This is a genomic window from Saccharomonospora halophila 8 (assembly GCF_000383775.1).
Lineage (GTDB): Bacteria > Actinomycetota > Actinomycetes > Mycobacteriales > Pseudonocardiaceae > Saccharomonospora > Saccharomonospora halophila.
The window spans coordinates 53,358-66,909 of record NZ_KB912503.1 but is presented as its reverse complement, the minus strand read 5'-3'; the positions used below and the strand labels follow the sequence as shown (position 1 = coordinate 66,909).

Annotated in this window: 18 protein-coding genes, 1 tRNA gene and 1 other RNA gene; 7 read left to right on the top strand and 13 right to left on the bottom strand. The window is 71.4% G+C overall.

Features of this window, described 5'->3' with window-relative positions:
- From SACHA_RS20465 to SACHA_RS0105535, 4 genes are all read left to right on the top strand, one after another.
- On the top strand, nucleotides 1-191 hold a 191-nt coding region (locus SACHA_RS20465), incomplete at its 5' end, for an Asp23/Gls24 family envelope stress response protein (protein WP_039738046.1).
- Nucleotides 192-207: 16 nt separating this feature from the next.
- Nucleotides 208-753: an alkaline shock response membrane anchor protein AmaP gene (locus SACHA_RS0105545; protein ID WP_019807828.1), complete on the top strand. Its 546-nt coding sequence runs from the start codon at nucleotides 208-210 to the stop codon at nucleotides 751-753.
- Nucleotides 750-1,328, top strand: a complete 579-nt coding sequence (gene amaP, locus SACHA_RS0105540) for an alkaline shock response membrane anchor protein AmaP (protein ID WP_232211817.1) — start codon at nucleotides 750-752, stop codon at nucleotides 1,326-1,328. The genes SACHA_RS0105545 and amaP overlap by 4 nt, the downstream gene beginning before the upstream one ends.
- Nucleotides 1,329-1,872: 544 nt before the next feature.
- On the top strand, nucleotides 1,873-2,781 hold the full coding sequence (locus SACHA_RS0105535; protein WP_019807824.1) for a sulfite exporter TauE/SafE family protein: 909 nt from the start codon (nucleotides 1,873-1,875) through the stop codon (nucleotides 2,779-2,781).
- A gap of 17 nt (nucleotides 2,782-2,798) precedes the next feature.
- Here the strand turns inward: SACHA_RS0105535 and SACHA_RS20460 are convergent, their stop codons facing one another.
- Nucleotides 2,799-3,494: a hypothetical protein gene (locus tag SACHA_RS20460; protein WP_019807822.1), complete on the bottom strand. Its 696-nt coding sequence runs from the start codon at nucleotides 3,492-3,494 to the stop codon at nucleotides 2,799-2,801.
- A gap of 98 nt (nucleotides 3,495-3,592) precedes the next feature.
- Complete coding sequence (locus tag SACHA_RS24335; protein WP_019807820.1) at nucleotides 3,593-4,069, bottom strand: hypothetical protein; 477 nt, start codon at nucleotides 4,067-4,069, stop codon at nucleotides 3,593-3,595.
- Between the two features lie 245 nt (nucleotides 4,070-4,314).
- On the opposite strand from SACHA_RS24335, the gene SACHA_RS0105520 reads away from it, so the two are divergent.
- The gene (locus tag SACHA_RS0105520) at nucleotides 4,315-5,073 is read left to right on the top strand and encodes a lysophospholipid acyltransferase family protein (RefSeq protein WP_028662917.1); all 759 of its coding nucleotides are present in this window, start codon (nucleotides 4,315-4,317) and stop codon (nucleotides 5,071-5,073) included.
- A gap of 129 nt (nucleotides 5,074-5,202) precedes the next feature.
- Here SACHA_RS0105520 and SACHA_RS0105515 read toward each other — a convergent pair.
- From SACHA_RS0105515 to SACHA_RS0105505, 3 genes are all read right to left on the bottom strand, one after another.
- Nucleotides 5,203-5,275: transfer RNA gene (locus SACHA_RS0105515), tRNA-Ala, on the bottom strand.
- Between the two features lie 97 nt (nucleotides 5,276-5,372).
- On the bottom strand, nucleotides 5,373-6,233 hold the full coding sequence (locus SACHA_RS0105510; RefSeq protein ID WP_028662916.1) for a DsbA family protein: 861 nt from the start codon (nucleotides 6,231-6,233) through the stop codon (nucleotides 5,373-5,375).
- Nucleotides 6,172-6,798, bottom strand: coding sequence for a MauE/DoxX family redox-associated membrane protein (locus SACHA_RS0105505; protein ID WP_019807813.1), 627 nt, complete (start codon nucleotides 6,796-6,798; stop codon nucleotides 6,172-6,174). The genes SACHA_RS0105510 and SACHA_RS0105505 overlap by 62 nt, the downstream gene beginning before the upstream one ends.
- 51 nt (nucleotides 6,799-6,849) lie before the next feature.
- Here SACHA_RS0105505 and SACHA_RS0105500 point away from each other — a divergent pair, with 51 nt between their 5' ends.
- Nucleotides 6,850-7,686: a glutamate ABC transporter substrate-binding protein gene (locus SACHA_RS0105500; protein WP_019807811.1), complete on the top strand. Its 837-nt coding sequence runs from the start codon at nucleotides 6,850-6,852 to the stop codon at nucleotides 7,684-7,686.
- A 17-nt stretch (nucleotides 7,687-7,703) separates the two neighbouring features.
- Here the strand turns inward: SACHA_RS0105500 and SACHA_RS0105495 are convergent, their stop codons facing one another.
- From SACHA_RS0105495 to ssrA, 8 genes are all read right to left on the bottom strand, one after another.
- Entirely contained in the window at nucleotides 7,704-8,474 is a 771-nt protein-coding gene (locus SACHA_RS0105495; protein ID WP_039738044.1) for a hypothetical protein, read from the bottom strand.
- A gap of 67 nt (nucleotides 8,475-8,541) precedes the next feature.
- A complete protein-coding gene (locus SACHA_RS0105490; RefSeq protein ID WP_019807807.1) occupies nucleotides 8,542-9,258 on the bottom strand; it encodes a dienelactone hydrolase family protein in 717 nt (238 codons plus the stop codon).
- Between the two features lie 134 nt (nucleotides 9,259-9,392).
- Complete coding sequence (locus SACHA_RS0105485; protein WP_019807806.1) at nucleotides 9,393-9,803, bottom strand: DUF2267 domain-containing protein; 411 nt, start codon at nucleotides 9,801-9,803, stop codon at nucleotides 9,393-9,395.
- Nucleotides 9,804-9,807: 4 nt separating this feature from the next.
- Nucleotides 9,808-10,032 (bottom strand): hypothetical protein, encoded by a 225-nt coding sequence (locus SACHA_RS0105480; protein ID WP_028662914.1) that lies wholly within the window; start codon nucleotides 10,030-10,032, stop codon nucleotides 9,808-9,810.
- Nucleotides 10,033-10,134: 102 nt separating this feature from the next.
- Nucleotides 10,135-10,608, bottom strand: a complete 474-nt coding sequence (locus tag SACHA_RS0105475) for a carboxymuconolactone decarboxylase family protein (protein ID WP_019807802.1) — start codon at nucleotides 10,606-10,608, stop codon at nucleotides 10,135-10,137.
- A gap of 35 nt (nucleotides 10,609-10,643) precedes the next feature.
- The gene (locus tag SACHA_RS0105470) at nucleotides 10,644-11,123 is read right to left on the bottom strand and encodes an RrF2 family transcriptional regulator (protein ID WP_019807800.1); all 480 of its coding nucleotides are present in this window, start codon (nucleotides 11,121-11,123) and stop codon (nucleotides 10,644-10,646) included.
- A gap of 195 nt (nucleotides 11,124-11,318) precedes the next feature.
- Nucleotides 11,319-12,506 (bottom strand): helix-turn-helix domain-containing protein, encoded by a 1,188-nt coding sequence (locus SACHA_RS0105465; RefSeq protein WP_232211816.1) that lies wholly within the window; start codon nucleotides 12,504-12,506, stop codon nucleotides 11,319-11,321.
- A 179-nt stretch (nucleotides 12,507-12,685) separates the two neighbouring features.
- Nucleotides 12,686-13,057, bottom strand: a transfer-messenger RNA (tmRNA) gene (gene ssrA / locus SACHA_RS23690).
- A gap of 277 nt (nucleotides 13,058-13,334) precedes the next feature.
- Here ssrA and SACHA_RS24960 point away from each other — a divergent pair.
- On the top strand, nucleotides 13,335-13,552 hold a 218-nt coding region (locus tag SACHA_RS24960; RefSeq protein WP_198010100.1), incomplete at its 3' end, for a sensor domain-containing protein.

The window sequence follows — 13,552 nt, the reverse complement described above, 5'->3', positions numbered from 1 at the left end:
TCGACGGCGCGCTCGTGCGCCTCGACGTGGTGCTCGGCGTCCGCTGGGGCGCGTCGGTGCCCGCCGTCGCGACCCGGGTGCGGGAACGGGTCGGGGCGCGGGTCGCGGAACTGACCGGCCTCACGGTCACCGACATCGACGTCGAGGTCGTCGAGTTGATCTCGCCCGAGCGTCCGCCCCGGGCGCGCTGACCGCGGAGGGTCGACCATGAGATTCTTCAACCGGCTGCTGGCGACGCTGCTCAGTCTCGCGTTGATCGCCGGTGGCCTGCTGCTGATCATCGAGGTGGTCGCCGCGGGGTTCGGCGTCGGTCCCGTGCTGTGGGACTGGCAGGCGCTCGTGCGCTGGGCGGAGACGACCTCCTGGGACGACGTGGTGGTCCGGGTGATCGCCCTGATCGGCCTGGTGGTCGGGCTGCTGTTGCTGGTCGCGGAGCTGAAGCGGCCCCGCGTCCGACGTCTGCGGGCCCGACCGGTCACCGGCCCCTCCGACACGCGCCCCGTCGACGCCGCCTACACCCGCCGGGGCGTGGCCACGGCGGTGCGCTCCGCGGTGACCGAGGTGGACGGCATCCGCTCGGCCAAGGTCACGGTGAAACGCCGGAGAGTCCGGGTGCGGGCCGCCACGGCGAGCGAGGACCGCGCCGCCGTGGCGAACCTCCGCCGGTCCGCGCAGGAGGCGGCGCGGAGCCGGATCGAGCAGCTCGAACTGCGGTCCTCCCCCTCGGTCACGATCCGCACCCGGAGCGCATGATGCACGCAGACCGCACGAACCGGACCGCCCTGCTCGTCCTCGCGGTGCTCCTGCTCGCCGTGGGGGTGCTCGCGGGCGCCGCCTCGCTCGGGCTGTTCGGCGACACGGTCCGGCAGGAGCCGCTGCTCGACAACGTGGTCGCGGACTTCGTCGACCGCAACAGCAGCTGGCTCTGGCCGGTCATCGCGGTCGGCGCCGCGATCGTGGTCGCACTGAGCGTGCGGTGGCTGGTGGCCATCCTGTTCTCCACCGACCGCACGGGTGATTTCGACCTCCCCGCCGAGGGCGGCCCGGGGCGCACGACGCTGCGTGCGGACGCGGTGCCGGACGCCGTGAGCGGGGAGGTCGAGAGCTACAGCGGCGTCGACTCGGCCCGCGCCCGGTTCGTCGGGGACTCCGCACGGCCCACGCTCGTCGTGGCCGCCACGGTCGAGGAGCGTGCCGATGTGGCGGCGCTGCGCCGCCGCATCGAGACGGAGGCGCTCACCCATGCCCGCGACGCGCTCGACCGGCCGGACCTGGAGATCCGGCTCGACCTCGCGGTGACCACCCGCCGCGCGGCACGGACGGCCTGACACCCGGGCCACCCACCGTCCGGCTTCCCGCACGGACACCACCGGTCCACACCTCGGCAGGACGGGCCGTACCCGTCCGGCACCGATCCCGGCGCGAAATACCCCCCGGGGTTTGCTACGTTGTGTGGAGCGTTGGAGGTGGTGTTCGTGTACGGACGACCCGAGTTCGAGGGTGAGGTGTGGGCGCACGCGCGTTCGCCGCGCACGGGAGCGGGTTCCCGAATCGTTCCCGGTGGCATGCGACACCGGGGACGGATCCGCGACGACGCTGACGAATCACCGACGAGCGGACGGGAATCCGGCCGCCGATCAACCGAGCCGACCTGACCTGACCCCGCCCTCCCGTCGCCGACCCCGGGCCGACCGAGGGTCGGGGCGGGAACATCACCGACGGACACCTGTGACCGATATATACCCCCTGGGGTATTAAGGAGCGTGTTATGTCGCGGACTCCGGACGAGGGTGTGCGCGATCCCGACGGGACCGGACCGGGTATCCCGACCGTGCGGAAACCGGCGCCGGGCGCGTCCCGGAGGTGTGGCCCGTGCTCGTGTTGACACTCGCCCTCGCCGTGCTCGTCGGGGTGTCCCTCGGCCTGCTCGGAGGTGGGGGTTCGATCCTGACCGTCCCGCTGCTCACCTACGTGGCGGGGATGGACGCCAAGTCCGCCATCGCCGTGTCACTGCTGGTGGTGGGGGTGACCAGCACCGTGGCCGCCGTCTCGCACGCCCGTGCGGGGCGGGTGCGGTGGCGCACGGCACTGATCTTCGGTGGCGTCGCCATGGCGGGCGCCTACGGCGGCGGCCGCGTGGCCGAGTTCATTCCCGGAACGGTGCTGCTGCTCGCCTTCGCCGTCATGATGGTCGCGACCGCGATCGCCATGCTGCGCGGGCGCATGGGCGCGGACACCACGAAGGCCCACGACCACCTGCCGGTCGTCCCGGTCGTGCTGGAGGGGCTCGTCGTCGGATTCGTCACCGGACTCGTCGGCGCGGGCGGGGGCTTCCTCGTCGTCCCGGCGCTGGTGCTGCTCGGCGGCCTCTCCATGCCCACGGCCGTGGGAACGTCGCTGGTCGTCATCGCGGTGAAGTCGCTGGCAGGCCTCGGCGGCTACCTCAGCACCGTCGAGATCGACTGGGCGGTGGCCGCGGGGGTGACCGCCGCGGCCGTCCTCGGCAGCCTCGTCGGCGGCCGCCTCGTCAGCCGGGTGCCGCCCGAGCAGCTGCGCAAAGGATTCGCCTGGTTCGTGCTCGCGATGTCCGTCGTGATCTTCGTGCAGGAGGCGCCCGCCGCGGTCGCCGGATTCCTCGCGGACAACGCCGTCCTGTTCGCGGTGCTCGGCGCGGTCGTGGTCGCCGGGGCCGTCGGAACGGCACTCGCCCTCCGGCGCCGACGCCGGTCCGCCGCCGAACCCATCCCGCAGACCCACGAAGCCGGCCGCAGCGGCGGATGATCCGGCGCCCCGGAGCGCTACCGGTCCTCATGGCTGTGCCCGTCGTCGTGACCCGCGCCCTCCTCGACAGGCTCACGGTCCGGTTCGGTGGAGTGTCCGGTGGGCGCAGGCACGCGGGACGTGTCCGGCGAGGTGTGCGTCGGCGCCTGCCGGTGTGGAGAGTGCTCCCCCGGTGCTTCACCGGTCTGCCCGTGGTGACCTGGTCCACCGTGCCCCGAGCCGCCGTGCTGATGATCCAGTCCCGCCACGGCGCCCGGTACGGTCAGCGCGGCGAGCACGACCGCGGCCGCCAGAACCGCGCTACGGAAGCCGCCGCCGGTGAACACCGCCGTCTGATGCCGTGGAAGCAACGACCACCCGACGCAGACGACGATCACCGATTCCAGCAGGACGGTCAGCACCCCGGCGGAGCCGACCGGCTCCGGCACGCCTGCGGAGGGCCCCATGGGAGGCCCCCACAGCCGGGTCGCTCCCCACAGTGCCACCGAAGCCAGGTTCACGGCCAGGCCCGTGCCGAGTGTCCCGGTGCTCGGCCGACGGAGCACCACCGCGGGCCAGACAACCTGGAACAGTGCGAGGACGAGGAAGAACAGGCCGTATCCGGCCCATTCCCCCCAATGATCGGGGGTGGTCGAAAAATGGATCGCTCCGGCACCCAGTGATGCGAACGCGGCGACGAACGTCACCAGGCGTGTTTCCGTGGTTTCGGGCATGGGGGAACTCCTCGTGGTCCGGTGTGGGAGCGCGTCTCCCGCACCGTGGAATCCGGACATGGCGTCGTCGGCCCGCCACCGCGGACCGGGAGGGCCCTCTAGACCCGGATCACCTGGAGTTCCCGCACAGGATCGGGCGGGGCACGGTCCGCCCCCGCACGCCCCGCGCCGCGGAAGACCGGGGCCGACGACTCCGGGGGGACCAGCGGCGCCGACATCCGCACCAGGGTCGTCGTCGGCGTGTGTCCGTGTCCGCCCGGCAGGAAACCGCCACACGGCCCGGCGGTGTGGCCGTGCCCGCCACCCCCGGAATGCGGATGCCCCTCCGGATCGTGTGCCGTATGCACGGGCGGCGGCTGCACCGATCGATCGGACTCGGCCACGACGGTCACGGCCTGCGGGGCCGACGAAGCGATGTCGTGCCCGCCCGGGACCCGTTCCTCCGCGTACGGGCCGACCAGGTGGATGAACAGCAGCGCGGCCGCCAGGACAGCCACGGCGAAGACCGCCCCGTAGAACAGGCGCGCGCGGGACCGAAACGCCCGCATGGGCTGCAATCGCTGCTCGTGCACCATGACTCCGTTTGACCGGGCATGCCCTCGAACCGGGCTCAGCATGGACGTCGGCGACTGTCCACTGTTCGTCGGCTCGGAGGTCTACCACACGGACGACCCGCGCGTCGACCTCGCGACCCGCGGGTCCGCTCGCCGGATGTGTTCCTCGAACCGGGTTCTCCGCTTCCAGGGGCGCGCAGAACTGGGGTGTGACCGTAGCCGCAGCCGGACACACACCGAAACCTACGGTTGCGTAGCCTGACGGCGTGGCTGAAGTCGTATACCCGCCTGTCGTGCTGGCGGCAAAGACCATGTTCCGGGTGCTGGACAACCGGCTGCGGGTGACGGGCACCGAGCACATCCCGCGCACCGGCGGTGCGGTGATCGCCTGCAACCACATCAGCTATCTGGACTTCCTCTTCTGCGGCTTGGGCGCGCAGCCGGCCGGACGGTTGGTGCGGTTCATGGCCAAGAAGGAGATCTTCGACAACCGGATCGCCGGACCTCTCATGCGGGGCATGCATCACATCCCGGTGGACCGGGCGGCGGGCAAGGTTTCCTACGACGAGGCGGTCCGGCGGTTGCGCGCGGGCGAGGTCGTCGGAGTATTCCCGGAGGCGACCATCAGCCGGTCGTTCACCGTCAAACCGCTCAAGTCCGGTGCGGTCCGGATGGCCGCCGAGGCGGGCGTGCCGGTCGTGCCGATGTCGCTGTGGGGCACGCAGCGACTGTGGACGAAAGGCAGACCGCGCACGCTCACCAGACGACACGTGCCGATCCACATCCACGCGGGCGAGCCGTTCCGACCCGATCCGGACGACGACCCCGAGGTAGTCAGCCGTGACCTGCGCGCGCGCATGTCGGCGATCCTCGACGACCTGCAAGCCGGCTATCCCGAGCAGCCCACCCGCGACGACGACCGCTGGTGGCTGCCCGCCCACCTCGGTGGCACCGCCCCCACCCCGGAGGAGGCGGCCGCCCTCGACGCCCGCCACCCCACGACGGACCAAGGTCCCACGACCTGATCACGGCCAGCGGGAGCGCCGGGGCATCGTGGCTCGCCGAGGACACGTCGCACACGGCACCCGCCGCCCCGGAACAGCAAGAAGGCCACCCGCTCTGCGGGTGGCCTTCTTGCGGAAGTACCTTTGAGGTGGAGCTAAGGGGACTCGAACCCCTGACCTCCTCACTGCCAGTGAGGCGCGCTACCAGCTGCGCCATAGCCCCTTGTGTTGTGTGGGAGCCACTGTATCCGATGGCCCCGCGGCCGCGGACAGGGGGGTCCGTCACCGTGCCGAGGACGGTCACGGCCCCCTGTCCGCGGTCAGCCCGCGCGCGCGTCGGCGACCACGTCGTTCAGCCAGTTCGGGTTGTTGAAGACGTCGACGATCTCGCCGTCCGCGACCACCAGCGGGGTACCGAAGGCGGGCCCACGGCCGAGGTCGCGGTGCAGGCTGCTGTCGCCTTCCACCTGCTCCATCTTGCGGTTCAGCAGGTCCTCGTACTTTCCGTTGCGCACGCCCTCGGCGAAGGCCGGATCGCTGATGCCCAGATCCCGGCCCAGTTGAATGAGCTGGTCCTTGTCATAGGCGCGGGTGCCCTCCCCGGGCTGCGCGGCGAACAGACTGTCGTGGTACTCGGTGAACGTGCCGGCGTCGGCGGCCAACAGCGCCGCGTTCGCCGAGTGCAGCGAGTAGCCCGGCGGGTCGGATTTCCCGGCCAGCAAAGGCACCATGTGGTTGCGCACCGCGAGCTCTCCCTGCGCGATCCGGTCGCGGATCCGCTCGCCGTACTGCTGCTCGAACTGCCCGCACGCCGGGCACAGGAAGTCGGCGTAGACGTCGATCGTGGCGGGGGCGTCCTCCTCGCCGACGACCACCACGGACCCGTCCCGGCGTTCCGGCAGGTCCGCCGTCGCGGTGGCGGTGGGGATGGTCTCCCCCTCCGTCGCGTTCTTCGAGGAGCTGGTCCAGATCAGACCGCCGACGACCACCGCGACGACCAGCACGACCACGCCGACGATCGCCGTGACCCGCCGCGTGTCGGTACCGCCCCGCGCGGCGGCGACCGCCTTCGCGCCCGCGTTCTTCCCGCCGCTCTTCGGACGGCCCGTGGTCACACCGTCACTGCCGGTCGTCCGCTGTTGTTGCCGTCGCCTGCGCTCGGCTCGTTCCGCTCCGCCCACTGGGCTCGGTGTCCTTCCTCGTCGCACCCTCGTCACCGGACGCACCGGTTCCACCGTGTGCGCCGTGTGTCCCGTCCCCGGGCACATCCGGGCGGGACCGCCGCAGCCAGCCGTCCAGGGACAGCAGTGTCCCGGGCCGCACCAGCAACCACCCGGCCAGCGCCAGGAAACCGAGGTCCCGCACGATCTCCTGCGGATACTCGGTCTCCCCCTCGGCGACCCGGCCGCCCCCGCCGAAACACCCGCAGTCGATCGTCAGACCGCGTGCCCACGCCTGGACGACCGCCGCGACGAAGAGCACGAGCACCAGCACCGACACCACGGCCGAAGCGCGGGTCAGCACGCCCAACGCCAACAGCAGCCCGAGCACGATCTCGACCAGCGGCAGCCCGGTGGCGACCACCCCGACGAAATCGGCGGGCAGCACCTCGTAGGCCTGCACGGCGAGATACGCCTGCCCCGGGTCCGCGAGTTTCAGGCCCCCGGACACGAGCCAGACGGCGGCCAGCCCCAGCCGCACGAGGGTGCCGACGCCGTCGAGTGTCCGTCCCGGTGATCCCCGCACGCCCTCTAGGCTAACCGGCGAACCTGAGAACGGAATGAGAGGCGGGATCGGATGCGACGACCGACGTTCCTGGTCAGCGCCCTGATGCTGGCTTCGACGCTGGTCGCGTGTACGGCCCCGGAGGCGGCCGAGGACTCGATCGTCACCCGCGCGAGCGACACCGGAACGGTGACGATCGGGATCCGCATCGACCAACCGGGGCTGTCCGAGCGGACGGTCGACGGCCGCATCGTGGGATTCGACGCGGACGTGGCCCGATTCGTCGCGGAGGAACTGGGCGTGGCGGCCGAGGACATCGTCTGGCGGGAGACGGTGGCCGCCGAGCGGGAGAGCGCGCTCAGCTCCGGAGCGGTCGACATGGTGGTGGCGGCCTATTCGATCACCGACTCGCGACGGCAGGAGGTCTCCTTCGCCGGGCCGTACTACGAGACCGGCCAGGACCTGCTGGTGCACACGGCGACCGAAACGATCTCCGGGACCGCCCAGCTGCGCGGCCGGACGTTGTGCTCGCCGAGCGGGTCGACCTCGTCCGACACCGTCCGGGAGCGGTTCGGCGACGCCGTGACGCTGGTGGAGTACACCCGGGTCTCCGAGTGTGTGACGGCTCTGCTCGCGGGGCGGGTGGACGCGGTCACCACCGACGCCGCCATTCTCGCGGGCCACGCCGCCCAGCACCCGGAGCTGCTCCGGCTGTCCGGGATGCGCCTGTCCACCGAGCGCTACGGCGTGGGCCTGCCCCGGGGGGACACCGACGCCCGCGCGGCGGTCACCGCCGCACTGCGGCTGATGATCGACTCCGGGTCGTGGCGCGTCTCGGTGGAACGCAACCTCGGCCCGTCCGGCATCGAGATCCCCGACCCCCCGACGGTGGGCAGCGGCGGCCGGTGACCGGTCCGCCGGACCCGTCAGGCGGTCCGGGCGGCCGGCGGGGCTGCGGCCCCGGTGTCCCGCTCGTGCAGCCCCTCCGCCACCGCGGCGCGGATCTGGATCTGGTTCTCCCGGACGGCGTGGGCGAAGAACTCGTCCACCCGGGGGTCGGTGAGCACGTCCAGCGTGACCCGCATCGTGGTGTCCACGACGGTGCGCACGACCTCGTCGTGGAAGGGCAGCCGGGAGAGCGCGCCCGCCTGCGGATCCTGCCGGACCTTCTCGGTGACGATCTCGCGCAACGACTCCTTGTGCTCGTCCAGCGAGCGCGCCACGTTCCGCGGATAACGCCCGGTCTCGAGCACCTTGGCGACCTCGTCGAGCACCGCGACCGTGACCGGTTTCTTGATCGCCGACACGATCGGCCGCGAGAACCGTTCCACGAGCCGCTGGGTGAACCGCTCCCCGAACACCCGGTCCGCGGTCCGGGCCAGCCGCACCACCAGCACGACCACCCGCAGCAGGCGCAGCCCGCGCAGCGCCGGGTGTGCCACGGGGATCATCCCGAGCACCTCGTACCACCCGCGCAACGGGAACCGCCGGTCCCACCGTGCGGCACGCCAGCGCCACAGGAACTCGACCGCGAACACGCCGCAGATCGCGGTGTCCACCACGAACACCAGCCGGGCCGTCCCCGCGGAGACGTCGGCGACCATGGTCCAGGTCAGCAACGCGACCGAACCCACGGCCAGAAGGAGCATCACCACATCCACGGCCATCCGGCCGCGCGCAATACCGCCGCTGGTCATCGCCGGGATTGTTCCCGAGGCCCGGCGGGCGCAGCACCCCACCCCTGCCCCGCCCGCTCCGGCCCCGTCAGGCTGTGGTCGTGGCGATGAACCGCGTCACCTGCGGCCAGGAGAGGTCGTAGGCGGCGGCGTTGACCTCGGAGCTCTCCCGGCGGGCGCGGTCGGTGAAGCCGTGCTCGGCCCGGGGGTAGACGTGCACGAGGCTCTCCCCCGTCTCCCGGGAGTGCAACGCGGACTGCAGCCGGGTGAAGCTCTCCCACGGCACCAGCGAGTCCGCTCCCGGGTAGAGCATGAGCACCGGTGCCGTGATCCGGGCGGTGGCTTCGACCGCATCGACGGTGTGGTTCGGGGCCGGGGTCCCGGGCACGGTCGGGTGGTAGGCGACGACGTTCGCGAGCCGCTCGTCCCGCGCACCGAGCAGCAGCGCGAACCGGCCGCCCATGCAGAAGCCGACCACTCCGACCCTGCTCAGCCCCAGCTCGGAGTGCATGTGATCGAGCAGGCGGCGCATCTCGGCGAGGCACTCCTCGTCGTCGAGTCGGCCCATCAGCTCGAACAGACGCTCCCGGGAGGTGTCGTCGGTGCTCGGTCCGTGCCACGGATCCCAGCTCAACGCGGTGACCCCGGTCCGCGCGAGGTCGTCGGCGAACTCCCGCACCTGTGCGCCGATGCCGGTGACCATCGGCAACAGCAGCATCCCGGCCGTGCTCGGGTCGGTGGGGCGGGACAGGTACGCGCGGAGGCCGTCGACCTCGACCATGCCGCCCTCGATCTCGTGTGCCATACCGGCACGGTAGCGAGCCGTCCGGTCGTCCGCCGAACACGGTGGGGTGTGTCCGCCCGGAGGTGGAACACGCCCCACCGCATCGGCTCCACGCCGGTCCGTGTCGGCTCACCCGTGCCGCCACGGGAGGTGGACTACGCGCGGAGTTCGCCGGTGCTTCCGGCGTCGACCAGCTCGCGAAGGTCGTCGGGCAGGGCCTCCCGCACCTTCTCCATCACCCCCTCGGTGGCCTCGCCCGTCACTTCGAGCACGACCCGGGCGCCGTAAACGGCGTTCGACTCACCGAAGTGTCCGCGATCGGCCACCCGGCGGGTGAACTCGTCCAGGCCGAACCGCTCGCCCGACCCCGCGCCACCCATCGTCACCGTCCGCCGCAGGCTCTCGCCGATCTCCATCGGGAGCTGGTCGGCGAGGTTGGTCGTCAGCTGCTCGGGGATCCGCTCACCCAGCGTCTCCAACGTCGCCCGGGTCAGCCCCTCGGCCTCACCGCGACCGGAGAGCTGCGCCCTGGCCTGGACCTGGCCGATGAAGTGGTCATGGTCCATGGCCTCAGCCCTTCGACAACCGGGCGGCCAACATCTGCTTGCCCTGCTCGCCCGCCTTCTCGTTGTTGTGCTGGATCTTGCGGAACCACTCCGCGAGTTCCTTGTCGCCGTCGCGCTCGGCGTCGTCGATGTACTGCTTCATCTGCCAGGCGTAGTGCAGCGACGCCTGCACGACACTGACGAGGTCGTAGTAGTCGTCCTTCACCGGGCTCGGCGGTGCGGCTGTCATCGGTCTCTCCCTTCGTTCGCGACCGTTCCGGGATTTGCCGATCTCGACGCGACCGAAACCGCCACCGCACCGTCGGAAAGGTCGGCCCGGCGGGGCGCGGCCTCAGGACGCCGCGGCGGCGCGGTGGCTACCCGCGAGCTGGCGGGTGGCCACGTTGATCCGGTTCCACGCGTTGATCGTGGCGATCGTGGTGACCAGCAGGGCGAGCTGGTGCTCGTCGAACCACGCCGCGGCCTCCTCCCACACCGGGTCGGGCACCGCCTCCCCCCGGTCGGCCAGCCGGGTGGCCGCCTCCGTCAGGGCGAGCGCGGCCCGCTCCTCCCCGGTGAACCAGGGCGCCTCCCGCCATGCGGCGACCGACGACAACCGCTGTTCGGTCTCACCCGCCGTCCGGGCGTCCTCGGTGTGCATGTCCAGACAGAAGCCACAGCCGTTGATCTGGCTGGCCCGCACCCGCACCAGCTCCTGGATCGTGCGCGGGAGCACGTCGTCGTCCCGGGTGGACCGTTCGAGCGCCGAAAGCGCCCGGTACGAGGCGGGCACGTGCTCGTAGGGGTTCTTCAGGCGTGGTTCCATGGCGGAACTCCTCTCCGTCGGTGATCTTTCCGAGGTCACGGCGATCCGTCGAGCAGCGCGGCGCGGATCCGCTGCGGAGCGTCCGGACTGGTGCGTTCGACATCCCGGGCGACGTCGGCGACCGTGCGGGCCGCCAGTTCCCGCCGCCACGCCAGCTCCGCCCGCCGCATGCTCAGCGAGATCGCGCAGTGGTCCCGGTAGTCGACGTCCGGGTCGCCGCCCGGGCCGTGCCGCAGGATCCGGGTACAGCGGAAGGCGTCCTCGGCCCCTTCCAGGGCGACGACGACGTCCAGCAGGGAGATCTCCTCCGGCGCCCGGTCCAGCCGGAACCCTCCCCGCGGCCCGGGAACCGAAGTCAGGATCCCGGCCCGTACCAGCGCCTGCAGCTGCTTGTTCAGATACGCGGACGGCAGCTCGTAGATCCCGGCGAGCCGCGTCGCGGGAACGGCCTCCCCCGCCCAGACCAGATTCAGACACGAGTGCAACGCCCACTCCACGCCCTGCCCCATCCGCATGCCGAAAATCCTAGCAATCCTGGATAGTGATTGTCCAGATTAAGCACCGCGAGTCGCCACCACACGTCCGCGAGTCGCCACTCCACGCCCACGAATCGACGCCCCACATCCGGGAGTCGACGCTTCGCAACGGCGTGACCCGTCAGCCGGGACCGACCTCCACGACGCCGAGATCGGGCATGTCGAACCGCGGAACTAGGGATTCTGGACGCCGGCCCAGGTGGCCAGGCGCGCGACCGGATCGGCCCGGCGACGGGCACGGGCCAGGGTGCGAATGGTCTCGTGGACCATCGGGTGATACCTCGCCTGCTGTGGCGCGACCTCTCTGGCCTTGTACAGGCTACGGGTGGCTCTGTCGTGGTCGCCGTGCAGCAGGAAACCCCGCGCGACGTCGATCCAGTGGTGTCCCGCGCGTTCGCGTTGCGTCTCCGGAGGGATGTCGAACCGTCCGGCGCGCTTGACGGCCTCGGTGCCGTCCATCGCCTCGACCGCGAGGCCGACCGACCAGATGTTCACGTTGGTCGGCCCGAAACACAGCCGGTAGTCGTCACGGTCGGTACCGAGGCGGCGGGCCGCCTCGTCGGCCTCCTTCCAGTGGGAGTCCGCGGTGGCGAGGTCGCCGGAGCGGGCGGCGGCGAGTCCGGACTTGAGATGCAGGTTGCCGGATACGGCGATGGCGGGCGCGTCGCCGCTGCGCACGCGATCGGCGATGCGCGCACGACTCCGGCCCAGCAGCCGCAGGGCACCGTCCCAGTCAGCAGCGCCGATCATCTCACCGGCACGCTGGTAGTGGCCGACCAGCACGGCCAGCTCGTCGCCGCTGCGTTCGGCGGCCCACTCGTAGCGGTCCACGGCCACGGAGGACAGATCGAGATAACCGAGCTTGTACGCAACCTGACCGGCCGCGAAGTACGCCTCAGCGAGCAACCGGAAGGCGTGCTCCTGCGCGACCCCGGTGGAGGTGGAGACCTTCGCCCGCAGCTCGGCGAACAGACCGGGCAACTCCGCGCCGAGGGCCGCCAGGTTCACGGCGTGCCGGTGCTCGGACGCCCGGCTTACCGCGATGGCCAATTCCTCCACCGAGCGCGGGCGGACGGCCGAGTCCGGCGAGACGGTGTAGACGGCCAACTCCCGGCGCAGCGGCGGGATCGTGGCATGGATCCGGTGTTCGGCACGACTGCCTCGCTGCTCGAATGGCTGACCCAGCAGATCGGCGACCCCGATATTCAGTGCCCGCGCAACGGCGGAAACGAACGCCGGTGAGGCCGGGCTTCTGCCCTGTTCGACCTTGCGGACGAGCGAGGCGGACACGCTCGCACGTTGGGAGAGCCGGTTCTGCGTGAGCCCGGCGAGTTTGCGCGCCTCGGCAACCCGTTGTGCCACACCGCCTTCGGGCCGATCCATTAGAAAGCCCGCTACTGTCGGTCATCATTGTTCGCCCGCCTCGTGTGGCCCGACCCGGACGCGGCCACGCACTGCCTGTGCGACGGCGCGGTATGAACGCGTCCGGGACGGCCCCGGACACAGAAGAACCCCGGTCGGCGGGGCCGACCGGGGTTTCCGGGTGGAGGTGCCGGGAATCGAACCCGGGTCCTCTAGCGCCTTTCCAGGGCTTCTCCGTGCGCAGTTCGCTGTGTCTCTACTCGGCCCCACCGGTCACGCGAACAAGCCGGTGTGACGGGCCCAGCCACTGTTGGTGTCCCTACCGGTTCCCGTGGCCGGAACCGGCGGTGAGCCTCCTGGCTGATGCCGGCAACCGGGTCGGAGGCTTACCCGGGCCGACAGACTCCGCGCTCGCTCAGGCGGCGAGGGCGAAGTCGCGCTGACTGTTAGTCTTGGCGCTTATATTTAGTGCGACGACGCTTGCGGTGGTCGTTGCCTGCACCGACACGCTTCCCCTGAATCAACGTCCAGAGTCGAAACCGTTCACCCCCTCGTATGGATCCCGCTGTCTGTGGGTTCTTCGCCTTACGCGGCTCTCACGTTACCACCGCGATCACCTGCACCCAGGATAACGCCCTCCGCAACCGGATAATTCCACCGGCCCCGTGTCCCGTCCCGCGCACCGGGCGAGACGGGGTGGGGTTGTCCCCACCCCGTCGACACCGGCATACCGGATGGGCACGGGAGCGCCGGGTCCGTCACGCTGCCTTTCCGGACACGCGACGACCGACCACCGGACGGGGTCGGTGGAAAGGAAGGTGGTAGGCCATGACTCCGGGACACCTCGACGACCGGCCTCCGGTGCGCCCCCGTGTCGCCGGCGCGGTGGCGTTCACCCTGCTCAGTCTGCCCGCCGGCCTCGTGTCGTTCGTCGCGCTGGTGACGCTGACGGCCGCCGGCGCGCCCACCGTGCTCGTGTGGGTGGGCGTGCCGGTGCTGGCGGTGGCGCTTCTCGTGACCCGCGGCGGGGCACGGCTGGAGCGGGC